20 protein-coding genes are annotated in these 19,250 nt (G+C 69.0%); 8 read left to right on the top strand and 12 right to left on the bottom strand.

From position 1 onward, the window contains the following. The first annotated feature begins 354 nt into the window (after positions 1–354). A complete protein-coding gene (locus tag H7I41_RS12110) occupies positions 355–1,407 on the top strand; it encodes an MmpL3/TtfA transport complex stabilizer (RefSeq protein WP_264012826.1) in 1,053 nt (350 codons plus the stop codon). A 6-nt stretch (positions 1,408–1,413) separates the two neighbouring features. On the opposite strand, the gene H7I41_RS12105 is transcribed toward H7I41_RS12110, so the two are convergent. From H7I41_RS12105 to H7I41_RS12090, 4 genes are all read right to left on the bottom strand, one after another. Next, on the bottom strand, positions 1,414–2,103 hold the full coding sequence (locus H7I41_RS12105) for a response regulator (RefSeq protein WP_264012824.1): 690 nt from the start codon (positions 2,101–2,103) through the stop codon (positions 1,414–1,416). Next, complete coding sequence (locus H7I41_RS12100; protein ID WP_264012885.1) at positions 2,100–3,611, bottom strand: sensor histidine kinase; 1,512 nt, start codon at positions 3,609–3,611, stop codon at positions 2,100–2,102. The genes H7I41_RS12105 and H7I41_RS12100 overlap by 4 nt, the downstream gene beginning before the upstream one ends. A gap of 59 nt (positions 3,612–3,670) precedes the next feature. Continuing rightward, the gene (locus tag H7I41_RS12095; RefSeq protein WP_264012823.1) at positions 3,671–4,540 is read right to left on the bottom strand and encodes an alpha/beta fold hydrolase; all 870 of its coding nucleotides are present in this window, start codon (positions 4,538–4,540) and stop codon (positions 3,671–3,673) included. A gap of 85 nt (positions 4,541–4,625) precedes the next feature. After that, complete coding sequence (locus tag H7I41_RS12090; RefSeq protein ID WP_264012822.1) at positions 4,626–4,832, bottom strand: hypothetical protein; 207 nt, start codon at positions 4,830–4,832, stop codon at positions 4,626–4,628. Positions 4,833–4,976: 144 nt separating this feature from the next. Between H7I41_RS12090 and H7I41_RS12085 the strand changes: the two genes are divergently transcribed. Together H7I41_RS12085 and H7I41_RS12080 are read left to right on the top strand one after the other, a co-directional pair. After that, on the top strand, positions 4,977–6,353 hold the full coding sequence (locus tag H7I41_RS12085; RefSeq protein WP_264012821.1) for a cation:dicarboxylate symporter family transporter: 1,377 nt from the start codon (positions 4,977–4,979) through the stop codon (positions 6,351–6,353). 119 nt (positions 6,354–6,472) lie between these two features. Continuing rightward, the gene (locus tag H7I41_RS12080) at positions 6,473–6,784 is read left to right on the top strand and encodes a hypothetical protein (RefSeq protein ID WP_264012820.1); all 312 of its coding nucleotides are present in this window, start codon (positions 6,473–6,475) and stop codon (positions 6,782–6,784) included. Positions 6,785–6,789: 5 nt separating this feature from the next. On the opposite strand, the gene H7I41_RS12075 is transcribed toward H7I41_RS12080, so the two are convergent. Then, positions 6,790–7,110, bottom strand: coding sequence for a hypothetical protein (locus tag H7I41_RS12075; protein WP_264012819.1), 321 nt, complete (start codon positions 7,108–7,110; stop codon positions 6,790–6,792). A gap of 153 nt (positions 7,111–7,263) precedes the next feature. Here H7I41_RS12075 and H7I41_RS12070 point away from each other — a divergent pair, with 153 nt between their 5' ends. Beyond that, entirely contained in the window at positions 7,264–8,895 is a 1,632-nt protein-coding gene (locus H7I41_RS12070) for a long-chain fatty acid--CoA ligase (RefSeq protein WP_264012818.1), read from the top strand. 29 nt (positions 8,896–8,924) lie between these two features. On the opposite strand, the gene H7I41_RS12065 is transcribed toward H7I41_RS12070, so the two are convergent. Continuing rightward, the gene (locus H7I41_RS12065) at positions 8,925–10,115 is read right to left on the bottom strand and encodes a lipid-transfer protein (protein WP_264012817.1); all 1,191 of its coding nucleotides are present in this window, start codon (positions 10,113–10,115) and stop codon (positions 8,925–8,927) included. A gap of 80 nt (positions 10,116–10,195) precedes the next feature. Here H7I41_RS12065 and H7I41_RS12060 point away from each other — a divergent pair, with 80 nt between their 5' ends. Continuing rightward, complete coding sequence (locus H7I41_RS12060; RefSeq protein WP_264012816.1) at positions 10,196–11,251, top strand: NAD(P)H-dependent amine dehydrogenase family protein; 1,056 nt, start codon at positions 10,196–10,198, stop codon at positions 11,249–11,251. Between the two features lie 9 nt (positions 11,252–11,260). On the opposite strand, the gene H7I41_RS12055 is transcribed toward H7I41_RS12060, so the two are convergent. Then, complete coding sequence (locus tag H7I41_RS12055) at positions 11,261–12,301, bottom strand: zinc-binding dehydrogenase (protein ID WP_264012815.1); 1,041 nt, start codon at positions 12,299–12,301, stop codon at positions 11,261–11,263. Positions 12,302–12,340: 39 nt separating this feature from the next. Here H7I41_RS12055 and H7I41_RS12050 point away from each other — a divergent pair, with 39 nt between their 5' ends. Next, positions 12,341–13,195, top strand: a complete 855-nt coding sequence (locus tag H7I41_RS12050; RefSeq protein ID WP_264012814.1) for a patatin-like phospholipase family protein — start codon at positions 12,341–12,343, stop codon at positions 13,193–13,195. On the opposite strand, the gene H7I41_RS12045 is transcribed toward H7I41_RS12050, so the two are convergent. Genes H7I41_RS12045 through H7I41_RS12035 form a run of 3 tightly spaced genes read right to left on the bottom strand, consistent with a single transcriptional unit; the run spans position 13,192 to position 15,002 of the window. Further along, a complete protein-coding gene (locus tag H7I41_RS12045) occupies positions 13,192–14,217 on the bottom strand; it encodes a patatin-like phospholipase family protein (RefSeq protein ID WP_264012813.1) in 1,026 nt (341 codons plus the stop codon). The two genes, H7I41_RS12050 and H7I41_RS12045, sit on opposite strands and share 4 nt — an antisense overlap. Before the next feature lie 33 nt (positions 14,218–14,250). After that, positions 14,251–14,682, bottom strand: coding sequence for a lipoprotein LpqV (locus H7I41_RS12040; RefSeq protein WP_264012812.1), 432 nt, complete (start codon positions 14,680–14,682; stop codon positions 14,251–14,253). A 47-nt stretch (positions 14,683–14,729) separates the two neighbouring features. Continuing rightward, on the bottom strand, positions 14,730–15,002 hold the full coding sequence (locus H7I41_RS12035; RefSeq protein WP_264012811.1) for a hypothetical protein: 273 nt from the start codon (positions 15,000–15,002) through the stop codon (positions 14,730–14,732). Positions 15,003–15,279: 277 nt separating this feature from the next. Here H7I41_RS12035 and H7I41_RS12030 point away from each other — a divergent pair, with 277 nt between their 5' ends. Both H7I41_RS12030 and H7I41_RS12025 read left to right on the top strand, forming a co-directional pair. Then, positions 15,280–15,834, top strand: a complete 555-nt coding sequence (locus H7I41_RS12030) for a cysteine dioxygenase (RefSeq protein WP_264012810.1) — start codon at positions 15,280–15,282, stop codon at positions 15,832–15,834. 2 nt (positions 15,835–15,836) lie between these two features. Beyond that, positions 15,837–16,211 carry a rhodanese-like domain-containing protein gene (locus H7I41_RS12025; protein ID WP_264012809.1) on the top strand — a complete coding sequence of 125 codons (375 nt, stop codon included), beginning with the start codon at positions 15,837–15,839 and terminating at the stop codon, positions 16,209–16,211. Here the strand turns inward: H7I41_RS12025 and H7I41_RS12020 are convergent. Together H7I41_RS12020 and H7I41_RS12015 are read right to left on the bottom strand one after the other, a co-directional pair. Further along, a complete protein-coding gene (locus tag H7I41_RS12020) occupies positions 16,208–17,353 on the bottom strand; it encodes a hypothetical protein (RefSeq protein ID WP_264012808.1) in 1,146 nt (381 codons plus the stop codon). The two genes, H7I41_RS12025 and H7I41_RS12020, sit on opposite strands and share 4 nt — an antisense overlap. Positions 17,354–17,542: 189 nt before the next feature. Continuing rightward, entirely contained in the window at positions 17,543–19,243 is a 1,701-nt protein-coding gene (locus tag H7I41_RS12015; protein ID WP_264012807.1) for an alpha/beta hydrolase, read from the bottom strand. Positions 19,244–19,250 lie beyond the last annotated feature (7 nt).

Genomic DNA, 19,250 nt, shown 5'->3' with positions numbered 1-19,250 from the left:
GTCAGATGTTTGCTGAGGCCTGCACCTGTGATTTACCCCTCACTTCCACGCTGAATACTAAGAAAGCCTTAGTCGCTTACACGACGAAAATGATCGAGCGGAAATTGCTGTAAGAATATCAGTCCAGCTCAGAGTGATATTGATCTTCGCCGTCGAAGGGTAACAACTGTATAACGATCCGTTTCTTAAGCATGGCCTGAGAGCAAAGAACGTTACTGCCGTGGCCCGGCGAACTCGGTGTCTTATCCGCCCAATTCACGTCGCTACACTCGATCGGGACCGCGCCCTGGGGGCGCAGAGACAGCTGCAATCGAGAGCCGGTGCACAGCCATACCGGCGGAGGTGCCGAACACCATGGCAAATATCTTCACCCGCGCGAGCGGGCCCACACACGATGAGTCGTCAGACGTCGTCACCACTGATCAGGACCTCACCGTCATCGGATCGGTCACGATCGGCCGACCCATCGGTGACCTGACCGTCGACCCCGACAGCGGAGCGGTCGTCGCGACGCACCTCGGGGTGCGCGCGGTCTCGGTCCTCGACGCCGACGCGGCGGCGGTCACCGCCCTCGTCCGGGCGCCGGGGGAGCCGTTCGCCGTCGCGGCGACCGGTGACCGCGCGTACGTGACGACGACATCGTCGACCACCGACGGCGTCGCGGTGATCGACACGGTCGGCGCGTCGGTGCTCGCCGAGTACCCGTTGGCCTTCGGCGTCACCGCACTGGCGGTCAGCCCCGACGGCAAGAAGGTCTTCGCCGGCCGCAGCAGCTACGACCACGTCGACGTCGCGGTCATCGACACCACGGCCGAGCGGGCCGGCACCGTTGACGTGGCCACCGGCCCCGGGATCAACGTCGACGCGCTGCGCATCGACGCGGCAGGCAAGCGCCTCTACGTCGCGGCTTCCGACACCGAGGGCAGTCGCCTGCTGGTGGTCGACGTGGAGACCACCCAGATCGTGGCGACGGTCAGGATCGGCGGCCCGATCCGCGACCTCGCCCTCGTCGACGACACCACCGCCTACGTGCTCACGTCACACCGCACCCTCGGCGGCGCCGTCGAAACCGTCGACCTCTCGACGAACAAGGTGACCGGCATCGTCGAGATCGGCCGCGCGCCGGTGCAGTTGGCGCTCAGCGCCGACGGCAGCCGGGCCTACATCGTCGACTACAACCATGTCGCGGTGCTGTGCACGCGGACCAACGAAGTGCTCCACACCGTCCAGGTGGAGGCGCGCCCGTCGTGCATCGCGCTCAGCGCCGACGGCAGCCGGCTCTACGTCGCCGACTACGCAGGCACCGTGACCGCGTTCTCGGTCACGTCGATGCAGCCGCTGGTGTACTCGCAGACCGCGGCCACCGACCGCATCCCGTCTCAGGCTCGCGAACTCGTCGCCGTCTGACCGGGATCAGCGCCACTCGTAACGGGTCTTGGGGCGGCCGGCCTTTCCGTAGTCGGTGGCGCGAGTGACGGTGCCGTCGTCGGCGAGCCGCTCGAGGTAGCGCCACGCCGTCACCCGTGACACCCCGATCTGCCTGGCCACCTCGTCGGCCGTCAGACCCTCGTCGGCGTCGCGGACGATGCGGGCGACTTCGTCGGTGGTGCCCGCGGCCGCACCCTTGGGCGTCACCGACCTGTCGGTGGTGACCCGCAGTTCGGCCAGTGCCCGGTCGACCTCGACCTGACTGGCCGCGTCGGTGCCTGCGGGCAACGCGTCGCGGTAGCGGCGGTAGCGCTCGAGGCGGTCGCGGAACGCCGCGAAGGTGAACGGCTTGAGCAGGTACGCGAGCGCGCCGTGGGACACCGCGGCGCGCACCATCTCCAGATCCCGCTCCGACGTGATCGCGATGATGTCGGGTGCGGGCCGCAACCCCGAAAGTGCCGACGCCAGCGAGATCCCGCTCGCGTCGGGCAGTCCGATGTCGAGCAGCACGAGGTCGATCGGAGCGTCCGACGCCGCTGCCTCGGCCGCCAACCGCATGCCGTCGCGCGCGGTGTGCGCGACGGCCGCCGTCGTGAACCCCGGCAGCCGGCCGAGATACACCTGATGCGCCTCGGCGATCAACGGGTCGTCCTCGACGATCAGCACCGAGATCACGACGCCTCCCGCGGCACGGTCACCGTCACCACCGAACCGTAGGTGACGTCGGCGGTCAGCGTGCCCCGATGGCGGTCGACCACCTGCGCCACCAACGCGAGTCCGAGGCCGTGCTGGTCGGCGTCCGTGCCGGACTTCGTCGAGTATCCGCGCTGCATCGCCCGCCGGAACGCCTCGGCGTCCATCCCGGACCCGCTGTCGGCCACCCGCATCAGCAGGGTGTCGTCGTCCAGGGTCACGGTCACCTCCACCCACGGGTCGTCGCGGTCGCACGCGTCCATCGCGTTGTCGACGAGATTGCCCAGCACCGTGACCATCTCCTGACCGGTCAGCGGCACGTCGTCGGCATCCGACGGCAGGTGGGTGTCCTCGGTGACGGTCAGCGCGATGCCCCGCTCGTCGGCCTGCGCGGTCTTGCCGAGCAGGAGCGCCACCAGCGCCGGCTCGCCGACGGCCTCGGAGAGCCGGTCGACCAGGCGCTGCGACAGCTCCAGCTCGCGGGTCGCGAACGTCACCGCGTCCTCCGGCCTGCCCATCTCCACCATGGTGACGACGGTGTGCAGCTTGTTGGCGGCTTCGTGCGCCTGCGCGCGCAGCGAGTCGGCGAGCACCTGCAGGGAGCTGAGTTCGCCGAGCGCACCCTGTAATTCGGTGCGATCGCGGACCGTCACCACCTCGGAGTCCGATTCGGCGACCCGCGAGCGGTTCACCACCAGCACCCGTTCGTCGGTGACGTGCACCTCGTCGCGCACACCGGGGTCGTGGGCGCGCAGGAAGTCGGGCAGGGCCGAGGCGTCCACCGGGCCGGGCGGCAGCCCGAGCAGGCGGCGGGCCTCGTCGTTGACCAGCGCGACGCCGTTGCGGTCGAGCACGATCAGACCCTCCGACACCGAATGCAGGATCGCGTCGTGGTGTTCGTACATCACCCGCAGTTCGTCGGGCCGCAGGCCGTGGGTCTGCCGGAGCAGGCGTCGCCGGACGAGCCACAGCCCGAGCGACGACACCACAAGCGCCGCAACGCTCACCGCGGCGATCGTCGGGACCTGGCCACGCCATCGCTGCGCGAGGGTCTGCTGGGTGATCCCCGCCGAGACCAGCCCGACGATCTCACCGGACCCGTTGCGCACGGGCGCGACCGCCCGGATCGACGGACCCAGCGTGCCGGTGTAGACCTCGCTGAACGTCTCACCGCGCAGGGCGGGCTCCGTCGTGCCGAGGTAGCGGCCGCCTATCTGGCGGGGATCGGTGTGGGTGTAACGGATGCCGTCGGGCGCCATGATGGTGATGAACGCGATGTCGGTGTGCATCCGGACCGCCTCGGTGACCGGTTGCAGAGCCGCTGTGGCAGTGCCGGATTCGATCGCCGACGCCGTCGACGGTGCGTCGGCCAGCGCGGTGGCGATGGCGATCACCTGCTGACGCGCGGCCTCGTCGCCGTCGCGGCGCGCGTCCAGCAGCGCCAGCACGCTGCCGGCCAGCACGATCACGGCGATCACCACGATCTGCATCGCGATCGCCTGACCGGCCAGTGACCGCGGCCAGGCTGTCCACCGCACCGGGCGCCCGCCTAGTCCGCGCCGAGATCCGCTGCGGCGATTGCGAAGACCTCGTCGGCGCAGCCGACGGCGACGAAATGCCCTGCCCCGGGTACCGGATGCCACTGCGCGCCGGGCATCCGTTCGGCCACGGTCTCGTTGATCGACGCCGGGACCAGCCGGTCGTCGAGTCCCTGCCACAGATGCACCGGACGTTCGATGGCCGTCACGTCGAAAGCCCACTGCCGGTACAGCAGATCGGCGTCGCGCACCAATCCCTCGCTGCCCTGCGCGAAGCACTCGGCGCCGGCGTCGGCGAAGGCGGCCGCGTTGTGGGCCTGCTGAAGGATCTCCCGGTCGTAGTCGTTGACGGCCTTGCGCACTTCTTTCAGGTAACTCCGCGGGAAGCGGGTGGCCGTCAACCCGACCGCTGCGTACATCAGATGGAAGCCCGGCCGGAAGCGCAGCGCCAGGGTGCCGCCGAACGCGTCGGCTCTCGACAGCCGGCCGGCCGCCCAGTTGTCACCGAAGGCGCCGTAGCTGCCCGGGGCCAGACTGCTGACGTGGCGCAGCCGTGCCGGGTCGAGGTAGGCGGCGGCGGCCAGCGCCCACGGGCCGCCCTCCGACCAGCCCGTCACACCGAACTCGTGGCGGCCCAGGGCGTCGGCGACCGTGACGAGGTCCTCTGTCCAGCCGCGGTAGGTCCGGTTGCGCTGCCGGGTGGAGCGCCCGAAGCCGGGGCGGTCGACGCAGACGAACCGCAACCCACGCGCCGTCGCCGCGTCGGCGAACAGGTGCGCCTCGAGCCTGCTGCTGGGACCGCCGTGGTTGTGCAGCACCAAGGGTCCACCCGGGTCGCCGACCTCGACGTACGCCAGCACGCGTCCGTCCGGTGTCCTCACGTGGTTGTCCAAAGCGCCCATACGTCCTCTCAGCTGCCCGTAGTGAACCATCGTCGACCGCGTCCTCCAGCAGGAACCGGTCGACTCAGTCCTCGTCGTCGATGGTGGCGCCGCAGGCGGGACATACCACCCGTTGTGGGCTGACGGTGTACCAGAGGAAGCGACACCGGGGACACGTCCACCAGTCGACCCGAGCCCCGCCCGGCCCCGCCGGCCGCTGCCTGGCCTGCCACCACACGGCGATGGCGACGAGCACCACGCCGACCACCCCGGCGCCGACCGCCCAGTTCACCTGTTCACCGCCTCCGGTCGCCGACCGCGTTCACATCCCGACTACAGCGCACGCCCGAACTTAATGAACTAAAGCGTGACCTGGCTCACGTCCTCGCCGAACCTACTTGCAGATCACATTCGCTGTCGACCTTGGAGAAGAGCCATGAGCGTGACCCTGGACCCGCCCCCGCCGTCGCAACCCGATCCGCCGGCGCCGCCCAAGCGCCGCGACCGCACGCACTGGCTCTACATCGGCGTCATCGTCGCGGTGGTCGCCGGTGTGATCGTGGGCCTGCTCGCCCCCGAGGTCGGCAAGAGCGTCGGCATCCTCGGCACGATGTTCGTCGACCTGATCAAGATGATGATCGCCCCCGTCATCTTCTGCACGATCGTGTTGGGCATCGGATCGGTACGCAAGGCCGCCACCGTCGGCAAGGTCGGTGGCCTGGCCTTCGTCTACTTCCTCGCGATGTCCACCTTCGCCCTCGCCATCGGCCTGGTGGTCGGCAACATCCTGCACCCCGGCAGTGGGCTGAACCTGTCCGACAGCACCGCAGGCAAGGGCGCCGAGCTGGCCGAGAAGGCCCACGAGTCCGGCGGGATGCTCGACTTCGTCCAGGGCATCATCCCCGAGACGCTGTTCTCCTCGCTCACCGCCGGCAGCGTGCTCCAGGCGCTGTTCGTCGCGCTGCTCGTCGGATTCGCGCTGCAGGGCATGGGCACCGCCGGTGAGCCGGCGCTGCGGGCCATCGCCTCGCTGCAGAAGCTGGTGTTCAAGGTCCTGGTGATGATCCTGTGGCTGGCCCCGATCGGCGCGTTCGGCGCCATCGCCAACGTGGTGGGTCAGACCGGCTGGTCGGCGGTGACGCAACTGCTCGGCCTGATGCTCGGCTTCTACATCACCTGCATCATCTTCGTGTTCGGCGTGCTCGGCGTCATCCTGCGGGTGGTGTCCGGCGTGTCGATCTTCAAGCTGGTCCGCTACCTGGCCCGCGAGTACCTGCTGATCGTGTCGACCTCGTCGTCGGAGTCCGCGCTGCCCCGCCTGATCGCCAAGATGGAGCACCTCGGCGTCGACCGCAGCACCGTTGGCGTGGTCGTCCCGACCGGCTACTCGTTCAACCTGGACGGCACCGCGATCTACCTCACGATGGCGTCGCTGTTCATCGCCGGAGCACTCGGCGACCCGCTCTCGCTCGGCGAACAGATCGGGCTGCTGGTGTTCATGATCGTCGCGTCCAAGGGTGCGGCCGGGGTCACCGGCGCCGGCCTGGCCACCTTGGCCGGCGGCCTGCAGGCGCACCGCCCGGACCTGCTCGACGGGGTGGGCCTGATCGTCGGTATCGACCGGTTCATGTCCGAAGCCCGCGCGCTGACCAACTTCTCCGGCAACGCCGTCGCCACCATCCTCGTCGGTTCGTGGACCCACACGATCGACAAGGGCAGGGTCGACTCCGTCCTGCGCGGCGACGATCCGTTCGACGAACTCACCATGGTGGACGACGACCACGAGCAGACGCGTCAGACCGTCACCGCCTGAGCGACAAGCGAAGAGCCCGGCCGACACGTTTCGGCCGGGCTTTTCGTTGCGATGAACCTTTTCGGCGCCTCGCCCGTCGACCCTTCTGAAGCAGTCAACGACGAATGAAGGGCACGACGATGAGGACCTACCTGTTGATCTCCACCGGCATCGCGGCCGCGGCTTGCGCGGCGATCCTCGCACCGGCGGCAGTGGCCGAGGCGGCCGCCGAATCGGCGGACCTGACCATCGCCACCCTCGAGGCGCAGGGTTTCGACGTGAAGGTCAACCGGTTGGGCAGCGCGCCGATCGACCAGTGCGTCGTCACCGACATCAAGAACCCGCGCAGGCAGGCCGGTTTCGTCCTGCGCGACGAGGACGGCGACAATCCGTTCGCCACCGGCAACAACCGACGCCAGACGATCACCGTCTCGGTGGACTGCTCACGCTGAGGGTGTCAGCGTGAGCAATTCAGCGAGATGGAGATGGTGCGGATGACGACCTCGATCAACCTGTCGTCGTAGTCGTCGTCCCACCATCGGTACTGACCGTTGTTGGGTTCCAGCCGTGTGGTCTCTTGGGGATTGCGGATCCCGGTGACGGTGCATTGGTCGAGCGGTGCGGAACCGACCCGGTCGATGTTCACCGTGTAACCGGCGTCCTCGTAGCGGGTGATGGTCTCCAGCGCCGTTTCCTCGGCCGACGCGAGACCGGCGGGTACGGCCAGCACCGCACACATCGCCAGTACCGCCGCGCCCAGTGCTGTCTTCGCATTCATGACCGAACCTCCTGGTTCACCTCAACCATCCTCTGAATACATCGCCGGCGGAAGCCCAAACGTTCCGGAGCCCGGGCGTTCGACAGCACCAATCGGCGGACTCCACCGCCGCCCCCGCATTAGCATCGCGCCCAACCGAAGGGGAGGCGTTCGATGCGCAGCACCATGCAGGACTGTCCGTTGACGATCGCGGCGATCATGCGGCACGCCGCGACCGTGAACGGCGACCGCACCGTCACCACCGCCACCGGCGAGGGCGGCTACCGCACGATGAGCTACCGCGAACTCGGTGACCAGGCCGCCCGGCTGGCCAACGCGCTGCGGCGGCTCGGCGTCACCGGCGACCAACGCGTCGGCACGTTCATGTGGAACAACGCCGAACACCTGGCCGCCTACCTGGCGGTGCCGTCGATGGGTGCGGTGCTGCACACGCTGAACATCAGGCTGTCGCCCGAACAGATCGCGTTCATCGCCAACGAGGCCGAGGACAGGGTGGTCATCGCCGACGTCTCGCTGGTCGCTCAGCTGGCGCCCGTGCTGCCGCTGCTGGACACGGTGCACACCGTGATCGCCGTCGGCGACGGTGACCTCGACCGGCTCGATTCGCCGCACATGAAGGTGTTGCGCTATGCCGACGTCATCGCCGGTGAACGCCCGGTCTTCGACTGGCCGGCGATCGACGAGACCTCGGCCGCGGCCATGTGCTACACCAGCGGCACCACCGGCAATCCCAAAGGCGTTGTCTACAGCCACCGCTCGAGCTACCTGCACTCCATGAACGCCTGTACGGCCAACGCGTCGGGCATCGGCTACAGCGACTCGGTGCTGCCGATCGTGCCGATGTTCCACGCCAATGCCTGGGGTCTGCCGTACGCGGCGCTGATGGCCGGCGCCGATCTGGTGCTGCCCGACCGGTTCATGGACGCGGCATCGCTGATCGACGTCGTGGAGTCGCAACGGCCCACGGTCGCCGGCGCGGTGCCGACCATCTGGAACGACATCCTGCACCGGATCGAATCGTCTTCGGGGCACGACATCTCGTCGCTGCGCCTGATCACCAGCGGCGGGTCGGCGGTGCCCGTCTCGCTGATGCGGGCCTACGAGCAGCTCGGTGTGCGGATCGTGCAGGCGTGGGGGATGACCGAGACATCGCCGCTCGCGACCGTGGCGCATCCGACTCCCGGCGTGAGCGACGACGAGCGGTGGATGCAGCGTGCGTCGCAGGGCCGCCCGGCGTGCGGGGTCGAGGTGCGGATCGTCGACGACGAAGGCAACCCGCTGCCGCACGACGGCAAGGCGGTCGGCGAGATCGAGGTCCGCGGGCCGTGGATCACCGGCGGCTACTACCGCGGCCGCGACGGCGAGAAGTTCGACGACGGATGGCTGCGCACCGGCGACGTCGGCCGCGTCGACCCGCAGGGCTTCGTCACACTCACCGACCGCGCCAAGGACGTCATCAAGTCCGGCGGCGAGTGGATCTCATCGGTCGAACTCGAGAACCACCTCATCGCGCACGAGGCGGTGCTCGAGGCGGCCGTCGTCGGCGTGCCCGACGACCGGTGGCAGGAGCGCCCGCTGGCGGCTGTGGTGCTCAACGAGGGCGCGGCCGCCGATCCCGCCGAGCTGCGGGAGTTCCTCGCCGACAAGGTCGTCCGCTGGTGGCTGCCGGAGCGCTGGACGTTCGTCGACGAGGTGCCGCGCACCAGCGTCGGCAAGTACGACAAGAAGACGATCCGCGCCCGCCACGCCGACGGCGCCTATGACGTCATCGAGCTGCGGGACTGACGTTCTCCCTGCTCGCGCTCCGAAGGTGACTAACGCTCGGCGCGCTGGTAGGCCGTGACGACGGCCGCGCCGCCGAGCCCGATGTTGTGCTGCAGCGCTGCTGTCACGTTGTCGACCTGACGCTTGTCGGCGGTGCCGCGCAGCTGCCACGTCAACTCCGCGCACTGCGCCAGCCCGGTGGCGCCGAGCGGGTGGCCTTTGGAGATCAGCCCGCCCGACGGATTGACCACCCAGCGGCCGCCGTAGGTGGTGTCGTTGTTGTCGATCAGCTTCGGGGCCTCACCCTCGCCGCACAGGCCGAGGGCCTCGTAGAGCAGCAGTTCGTTGGCCGAGAAGCAGTCGTGCAGCTCGATCACCTGGAAGTCGGTGGGGCCGAGACCGGACTGGTCGTAGACCTGGCGCGCCGCCTGCACGTTCATGTCGTAGCCGATGACGTTCTTGGCGCTGCCGTCGAACGTCGACTCGAAGTCGGTGGTCATCGCCTGGCCGACGATCTCCACGGCCTGGCCCGCCAGTCCGTGCTTGTCGACGAACGCCTCGCTGGCCAGGATCGCCGCCCCGGAGCCGTCCGAGGTGGGCGAGCACTGCAGCTTGGTCACTGGATCGGAGATCATCCGCGCGCCAAGGATGTCGTCGAGGCTGTACTCCTCCTGGAACTGCGCGTACGGGTTGTTCACCGAGTGCTTGTGGTTCTTGTAGCCGATCTTGGCGAAATGCTCTGCGGTGGAACCATGCTGGCGCATGTGCTCGCGGCCGGCGGCGGCGAACATCCACGGCGCGACGGGGAAGGCGAACTCATCGATCTCGGCCAGCGCCTTGATGTGGCGGCCCAGCGGCGACTCGCGGTCCTCGGCGCCGCCGGCCAGCGCGCCGGGCTGCATCTTCTCGAAGCCGAGCGCGATCGTGCAGTCGGCCAGTCCGCCGCGAATGGTCTGGGCGGCCAGGAACAGCGCCGTCGACCCGGTCGAGCAGTTGTTGTTGACGTTGACCACCGGGATGCCGGTCATGCCCAGCTCGTAGAGCGCGCGGTTGCCCGACGTCGAGTCGCCGCTGCAGTAGCCGACGTAGCCCTGCTGCACCTCGGAGTAGTCGATGCCGGCGTCCTCGAGCGCCTTGGTGCCCGACTCCTTGGCCATCTGCGGGTAGTCCCACCCCTCGCGGCGGCCGGGCTTCTCGAACTTCGTCATCCCGACGCCGACGACGAACACTTTTTCAGGCATGGCTGTGGCCCTTCGCTTATCACCGCAAGTGGTGTAGACCACAATAGAACGTGTTCTAATTCGCCGACAAGGAGGGTGACGTGGGCCTACGGGTCGTGCAGTGGGCGACGGGCGGAGTCGGGGTCGCCGCGATCAAGGGCGTGCTCGAGCACCCCGACCTGGAACTCGCCGGATGCTGGGTGCACTCAGCGGCTAAGGCCGGACGCGACGTCGGGGACCTGGTGGGTGTCGACCGGATCGGCATCGCCGCGACCAACAGTGTGGAGGACATCCTCGCCCTCGACGCCGACGCGGTGATCTACGCGCCGTTGCTGCCCAACCCCCAGGAGGTCGAGGCGCTGCTGCGCTCGGGCAAGAACGTCGTCACCCCGGTCGGCTGGTTCTACCCGGGGGAGAAGGAGAGCGCACCGCTGCGCACCGCCGCCGTCGAAGGCGGTGTGACGCTGCACGGCACCGGCATTGCGCCGGGCGGCATCAGCGACAAGTTCCCGCTGATGATGTCGATCATGTCGACCGGAGTGACGTTCGTTCGCGCCGAGGAGTTCTCGGATCTGCGCACCTACGACGCGCCGGACGTGCTGCGCTACGTGATGGGCTTCGGCGACACCCCCGAGAAGGCGCTCACCGGACCGATGCAGAAGCTGCTCGACGGCGGTTTCATTCAGTCGGTGAAGATGATCGTCGACGCCATGGGGTTCAACGCCGACCCGCAGATTCGCGCCACGCAGGAGATCGCCGTCGCGACCGCGCCGATCGACTCCCCGATGGGCGCCATCGAACCCGGGCAGGTCGCAGGCCGCAAGTTCCACTGGGAGGCGCTCGTCGGCGACGAGGTCGTGGTGCGGGTCACCGTCAATTGGCTGATGGGGCAGGAGAACCTGGATCCGCCATGGGATTTCGGACCGGCGGGCGAGCGCTACGAGATGGAGGCGAAGGGCAACCCGGACTTCGCGGTGACCATCAAGGGATTTCAGCCCGAGAGCGTGGCGGAGGGCCTCGAGTGCAACAACGGAATCGTGGCGACAGCGGCGCATTGCGTGAACTCGGTGCCCGCGGTGTGTGCCGCCGCGCCGGGCATCGCCACCTACCTCGACCTGCCGTTGATCAGCGCCAAGGCGGCGCCGCGGCTGCGCTGACCCGAAAACTCACGGCTGCACGAGGATCCGGATGGGATCGCCGTCGGCCTTCTCGAGCTTTTCGATGCCGAGTGCGACGTCCTCCAGCGGGACGACGGCACTGATCGAGCGCGACAGGTCCAGGCGGCCCAGCGAAACCAGTTGAGCCAGTGTGCCGATGTCGGAGTTCTGATACCCGAGGTGTCCGAGCACCTGGCGCTTGAACAGGTTGAAGATCGAGGTCGGCCCGATGGTTGGGGCGTCGGCGCTCATCCCGACGCCGACGAGCCTGCCGCCGACGGTCAGGCTGTTCAGGGCCTGCTCGAACGTCGACCCGAGGCCGACCGCGTCGAACGCGACGTCGAGGTTGCGTCCGCCGGTTACCTCGGCGATCTTGCCCGCGAGGTCGGGGTCGCGCGCGTCGAACGCGTGGTCGGCGCCGACGGCCAGCGCTCTGTCGAGGATGGCGGGTTTGATGTCGACCGCGATGATCGGGGCAGCGCCGACCAGCCGGGCGAGTTGGATGATGTGCGTGCCCAATCCGCCGACACCCCAGACGCCGACGGACTCGCCGATACCGACACCGGCGGTCCGGACCACCGCCCCATAGGGCGTCGAGACGGCGTCGGCCAGGATCGCGGCCTGCTCCATCGGCACGTTGTCCGGAATCCTCGTCAGGCCGAACGCCTGAGCCACCGTGTATTCGGCCCAGCCTCCGTCGTAGGCGAACGCCATCAACCGGATGCGCAGGCAGTTCGACATGTCGCCGCGGCGGCAGTTCACGCATTCCAGGCACGGCTTGCCGGCGGCCACCACCACGCGGTCGCCCTCCGCCCAGCCGGTGACGCCGGGCCCGATGGCCGCGACGGTGCCCGACGTCTCGTGCCCCTGGGTGACCACCGGCAGCTGCGAGGGAAATGTGCCGTTGATCAGGCTGAGGTCGGAGTGGCAGATGCCGCAGAACGCGACCTTGACCAGCACCTCACCCGGGCCCGGCGCGGGAATCGGGACGTCCTCCACGGTGACGGTCCTGGTGTCGGCGTAGAAGCGCTGCGCGCGCATGGTGGCCATCCGCCTCACGGTAGGCGACGGCTGGCACACTCGGGACCCGTGACAACGAAAAGGGCACTGGTCCTCGCCGGCGGCGGGATAGCGGGTATCGCCTGGGAGACGGGCATTCTGCGGGGCATCGCCGACGAGTCGCCGTCGACGGCGCAGGCGCTTCTGGATGCCGACGTCCTGCTGGGCACCTCGGCCGGGTCGACGGTCGCCGCGCAGATCAGCAGCGGCACGAGCCTCGAAGCGCTGTTCGACCGCCAATTGGCTACGGCGTCTGCCGAACTCAGTCCGGCCGTCGGCATCGAGGGCATCGTCGAACTGTTCGTCGGTGCGATGGCGCAGCCCGGCCTGACGACCACGCAGAAGCTGCAACGTATCGGTGAGATCGCGCTGTCCACCCCGACGGTCGACGAGGCGGTGCGGCGCGAGGTGATCGCCGCCCGGCTGCCGTCGCACGAGTGGCCCGACCGGGTGTTGCGGATTCCCGCGATCGACACCGCGACCGGTGAACTCGTCGCGTTCGATCGGTCCGCCGGTGTCGGCCTCGTCGACGCCGTGGCCGCCAGTTGTGCGGTGCCCGGCGCCTGGCCGCCGGTGACGATCGGCGGCCGCCGCTACATGGACGGTGGTGTCGGCAGCACCATCAATCTGCGGTTCGTGGACGACTGCGACGCCGTCGTGGTGCTGGTGCCGTCCGGCCGGAACTCGCCGTCGCCGTTCGGCGGCGGCGCTGCCGAAGAGATCGCCTCACACGGTGACCGGGTGCTCGGGGTGTTCGCCGACGACGACGCGCTCGCCGCATTCGGCGCCAACCCGCTCGACCCGGCATGCCGCGTCCCGTCCGCGCGGGCCGGGCGGACACAGGGCCGCCGGGTTGCCGCCGAGATCGCGGCGTTCCTCGGCTAGGGGGTCAGCAGCGGGCTGAGGCCCGGCGCCTCCAGCTCGTCGAGCGCGCGCGTCGCCAGCTCGCGGCCGACCTGGATGACCTCAGCGGCGCGGTGGAAGTCGAGGCTGCGGCAGACGGTGCGAGGGACCTCGATCAGCAGATCCGGCGGGTAGCCGGCCAGCGTGTGGCGGGCCAGCGCTGCCTGCGCGATGTCGATGGTGCGGTTCATCACCTCGAAGCTGCTCAGCCGGGGCACCACGACGTCCTCGTCTAGGTTCTCGGAGCCGTCCCCGTCGGCAGCGTCGTCGACGGTGCCGTCCTCCGGGTCTTCGGTGGTGCCGAACCGGCTGAGCATCGACCGCACCGCGGGCGTGTCGAGCACTGCGCGGGCCGACTTGGTGTCGAGCAGCGCAGATGTGCTGCGCAGCAGGCGATTCAGCCATTCGGTGTTGACGCCCGACTGGTCGCCGTCGGGTTCGGCGCGCCCGCCGGACTCGCTGCCGCTCAGGCTCACCGCGATCGTCAGGTCGGCGTTGACGGCCGAGATCGGCGCCATCGGCAACGGGTCGAGGATGCCGCCGTCGGCGAGCAAGCGGCCGTCCAGCACGTAGGGCATGATCACGCCGGGAATGGCGATGGAGGCGCGGATCGCCTCGTCGAGCGGACCGCGCTGCAACCACACCGACTTGCCCGCGATCAGGTCCGTCGTCACCGCCGTGTAGGGGATCGGGAGGTCCTCGATCGCCACCTCGCCGAGGATCTCGCGGACCGCGTCGATGATCTTCTCGGCCCGCAGCACCCCGGCGGCGGTGATCGCCGGATCGAGCAGCCGGAGCACCGCACGCTGCGTCAGGCCCTTCGCCCAGTCGGCGTACTCGTCGAGCTTTCCCGCCGCGTGCAGGCCCCCGACCAGGGCGCCCATCGACGATCCCGACACCCCGACGACCTCGTAGCCGCGGCCGCGCAACTCGTCGATCACCCCGATGTGCGCGTAGCCACGAGCCCCGCCGCTGCCCAGCACCAGAGCGACCCGCTTGCTCATGGCGCTATTGTGCGCCCTGCCGGTTCGAAACGGTCAGCCGCACAACTCGCCGGCGGCCGCCTCGACCGCGACGATCACCGCCGCCTGCCGCGGCGGTGTCAGCTTCGACCACGGCGTGCCGAACGTCCCGGGCCCCGCCGAGTCCGAACGCTGCAGCTCGCCGAGGTACGGCTCGATCTGCGACGCGAGGTCGCCACCCTTCTCGGTCATCCACGTCCTGGCGGCGTTGCACGCCTGGAAGTACTCCTCCTCGGTGGACTCCGCGGGCGAGCCGACGGCGGTGGTCACCCCGCCCGGCGTCACCTCCTGCGCGCCCGGGGCCGCCGTGCGCGTCTCCGACGTGGCCGTCGTCGACGGGCCGGGCTGCGGCGAAGTGCCGGGGACGGCGTCGTCGGAGCCCGACGAACAGCCGGCGAGGGCGAGGACACCGGCGGCCGCGAACACCACTGCGAGGTAGCTGCGCATACCGCTCAATCTAGGCAACCGCGCGAAGCGGCCCGCCGCCGCCTGCGTCAGATGCCGGTGCAGAGCGAGACGAACGGGATCGGCGCACACACGCCGATCGAGAACCCGGGGGTCGGGTCGCCGTTCCACGGTGGGGGAGGTGGCGGGGGCGGCGGGGGTGGCGGTGGCGGGGGAGCACCCACACACGAGTTGGACGGCGCGTCGTACACCGTGCCGGGGCCGCACTCGGCGGCACTGCCCACACCGGGCGTCGCGACCGTCACGAACAACAGCGGCGCGAACGAGGCAGCCGCGGCGACTGCCAGATGTCTGATCTTCATTGCAGGCCTCCTGCAGCTTCTCCCCACGGCCCGAACACGACTTTACCCCCGGGCGAAGGCGTCGAACCAACGCTTCGACACTCTGTTCGCTCCGCCGGCGCTCGGGAGCCGACCAGCGCTTTTCCAGATTCATCCTGAGGTTAAAGCCGGCGGCTACCGGGCCGTCCCGGGCTGTGGAACACTTGGCGCTGTGACGAAGACGACTGACCGTCTGGAGTGTTGTCGGGCCTGACGCCCGCCCTCGATCCGTCCCGTCACACCCCTTTGGAGCTCCTCCATGGTTTCCGCGGTTTCCACGCGTCCCCTCACGCTGCCGCCCGTCGCGATCGCCCCGGCCGTCTCGGCGCCCACCCGGCTCCGGTTGCCTGATCTGCTGCACGCCACCGACGCCGGCGCCGACGAGGTGCTCAGCGGCCGCTACGACCACCTGCTGCCGAAGCGCGGCGTTCCGAGTGACGACCGCTGGTTCACCCGCATGTACGGCGACGACGAACTCGACATCTGGCTCATCAGCTGGGTGCCCGACCGGTCGACCGAACTGCACGACCACGGCGGCTCGCTCGGCGCGCTCACCGTGGTGTCGGGTTCGCTGTCCGAAACCCGCTGGGACGGCGAGGCGTTGCGCCGCCGGCGGTTGTCGGCGGGCGATCAGGCAGGGTTCCCGCTGGGGTGGGTGCACGATGTGGTGTGGGCGCCGGACCCCGTCCCGACGCCTACGCTCAGCGTGCACGCCTACTCGCCGCCGCTGACGGCGATGTCGTTCTACGAGGTCACCGATCGGCAGACGTTGCGGCGCAACCGCACCGAACTCACCGAACACCCGGAGGGATGAGCATGGCCAGCCGCATCGACCGCATCCTCGAGAGTGCGCGGTCGCGTCTCGAGCGGATGCCGGCCCGCGACGTGCCCGCAGCGCTGGAGCGCGGCGCCCTGCTGGTGGACATCCGTCCGCAGGCGCAGCGGGCACGCGAGGGTGACGTGCCGGCCGCGCTGGTGATCGAACGCAACGTGCTGGAGTGGCGCTGCGACCCGACCAGCGACGCGAAGATCACCCAGGCCGTCGACGACGACGTCGAATGGGTGGTGCTGTGCTCCGAGGGTTACACCTCGAGCCTGGCCGCCGCAGCGCTGCTCGATCTCGGGCTGCACCGGTCCACCGACGTGATCGGCGGCTACCACGCGCTGAAGGCCGAAGGCGTCCTCGTCTAGCTCTCTGCGTCGGCCTTTTTCTTCTTTCGGTCCGCGGCCGGGGCCGCGTCCGACGTCGCGCGCTCGGTTCTGGAACGGATCTGGTCCGTGGCTCTTTCGACGCGGTTCTTGATTCGCGTTCGAAGGTCCTTCGCCGGCTTCGCCGAATCGTCGGCCTCGCGCGCCGCATCCGCTCGGCCGGTCAACGACTTCTTCGTTTCGGCTGCGGCGCCGCGAAGTTCGTCCCGCGCCTGCTTCAGATTGCTCCTGACCTCGCCGATCACGCCGGCGGGGCGCAGAAGCTGCTTCTCCGTCTTCGGCGTCGAGGGCAGCGTGGGTGCGGGTGCGGTGTCGACGGGTGCGCCATCGAGCACGGCCGGGCCGATGTCGAGTTGCGGATCGGCCGCAGCCGCCGGCTCCGGCGTGACTGGATCGACGACGGTTTCGACGCTCGTGCCGGGTTGCGCGTCGACCAGAGTCCCGGTCGGTTCCGCCGGATCGATGGCGACGTCTTCCTTGGCCGTCGGCGCCACCTCTGTCGTCGCCAGGCTCACGTCGACCAATGTCGATCCCACCGGTGGCCGCTCTTCATCGTGATACGGAAGCAGATCCGACAGGTCGCCGAGGAAATCCCGCACCGAAGTACGAAAACCCTCATACCCCTCGGCGAATTCCGTCGACCCGGGAAACGGCGGAAGCGGGGGCAGGTTCGGCAGGAAGAAGTTCAACTCGTCGATCCCCAGCTGGATCAGCGCGTCCAAGCTCCACGACAGGCCCTCGGCGAGGTTCTGCCCGAAGCTGCCGTCGCCGTCGATCCAGTCGAGCGTGTTGTGGACGATCGCATGGACGATGCGCTCGCCGAAGTTGTAAAGGATCATCACTTGGGGTGCGAGCCACCCGACGTACGGGATCCATCCGACCGCGTACTCGCCGAGTTCGAAGCCGTACCGGACCCACGGCTCGATGATGTGGTACGCCTGCTCGAGACCGTCGGCCACAGAACCCGGCGTGGGCAGCGGCCCAGTAACCGGCGGCTGCGGTACCGGACGGGATGCGCTGGGCCAGAATGTCTGCTGCCACCACTCGTACAGTTCCGGGAACTGGCTCGTCTGCGCGGCGGGCCGGACGTCGGCCACGTACCGCACGGCGGCTGTTTCGGTCACGGGTGGCGTCACCGTCGGCGATGCGACAAGTGCACTGATTCCGACGACGGCCACTCCGGTGCAGATCGATCTTGAGACAAGCGTCATGATTGCTCCTCAAATTGACGCCGATGCAGGAAACTTAGCCCTCGACCCGGGAACATATGGCAATTGCATGAAATTGCTTCGGTCAATCGGTGACCGGTTTAGTTAGCTGCTCTCGCCGGAACGCAGCATCGGCCGCAGCCGCTCGGTCTTCTCCGGCGTCCACCCCGGCGGCTGCATGATCGCCGCCCACGCGTTGGCGACGTCCCTGACGTAGACGTGACCGTGCCCGTCGGGCACGTCGATCGCCACCGCCATGTCGGCCGAGACCTGCAGGAACGTCACCACCGGGATCCACTTCATCCGGGCGGTGCGGTCGTAGCCGGGCGGTTCCTCGAGCCAGTCGGGCCGGGCGAACAGCAGATCCGGGTTCCACCACGAGATCGGGTCGGAGGCGTGCTGCAGGTACACCGCCCGCGGCACGCCCCACGGATCGGCTGGCCGCTCGAGGTTCTCCGGCCGGGCGGCGAACCGGACGTTCTCGCCCTTGTCGTAGATCGGCAGCCACTCCGGCGATCCGGCGTCGCGGTTGAGCGTCAGGTCGGTCCAGATCGTGTTGTTGAACGTCGGCCCGCTGAACAGCGCGCCGTCGGTGCGGGCGACGAGGTTGTTCAGCGCCAGGAACGGCGCCTCGCCGCCGAAGGAACCGAGGCTCTCGCCGAAGACCACCAGTCGTGGCCGTTGCGCTTCGGGCATCTCCCGGATGAGGGCGTCGACGGCTTCGAACAGCGCCTGCCCGGCCTGGCGGGCGTTCTCCTTGTCGACGAGGAACGACAGCCAGCTCGGCAGGAACGAGTACTGCATCGAGACGATCGCGGTGTTGCCGTTGAACATGTACTCCAGCGCGGCGGCCTCCGCGCCGTTGATCCAGCCGGTGCCCGTCGAGGTGGCCACCGCGACCACCTCGCGGTCCAGGCCGCCGGTGCGCAAGAGTTCCTGCGCCGCGAGTGCGGCGGTCGCCTTGATGCCGTCCGCGGAGTTCAGTCCGGCGTAGGCGCGGATCGGCTCGACGGCCGGTGTGCCGTTGAACCGCGTGAGCCTCTCCGTCGGCGTCGCGCCCGAGACGAACACCCGCCCCTGGTGGCCCAACGACTCCCAGCTGACCAGTGACTGCGGGCCGCCGGACTGCAGTGTCGACGTGGGCGCCGCGAAGTCGGGGTCGGTCTCGTCGTTGACCGCCTCGAAGGTGTTGTTGATCGTGCTCATCGCGAAGCGCACGACCACGCCGTTGAGGATGGCGATCGTCAGCACCAGCAGCAGTGTCACCGTGACGACGGCCGAAACGCGGGGTGGGGCAACGCGTTCGAGCTGGCGCATCAGGAACAGGATCAGCCTGCGGATGAGCTGACCGACCTCCACGAGGGCGAACAGCACCACGACGGACAGCACCGCCGTCAGCGGATGGTCCCAGAATCCCAGCCGCGGCACCCCCATCAGGTCCCGGACCTGGTCCTGCCACACATGGAAGTACACGATCATCAGCACCTGGCCGATGACGCCCACGACGAGCAGCGCCAGCCACGCCCACGCCGGGGCACGCGGACTGGAGTTCCGCGAGAGCATGAAGCGGACCAGCCACACCCCGAACACACCGAGCGCGTAGCCGAATGCGCCGGCGCCGCCACTGACGAGGCCCTGGAACAGCGGCCCGCGCGGCAGCAGCGACGGGGTCATCGAGAACCACAGGAACACCAGACCGAGGGCGGTGCCGAAGAAGGTGTACCTGCGTAGCCACCAAGGTCGTTTGGCGGGCGGCTGCTCGTCCTGCGGAGGCGCCTGCGGTTCGGCCTCCGCGGTCTCGGTCACCAGAGCA

The organism is [Mycobacterium] manitobense (assembly GCF_025821665.1).
Lineage (GTDB): Bacteria > Actinomycetota > Actinomycetes > Mycobacteriales > Mycobacteriaceae > Mycobacterium > Mycobacterium arseniciresistens.
This window is presented reverse-complemented; position numbering and strand designations above follow the sequence as displayed.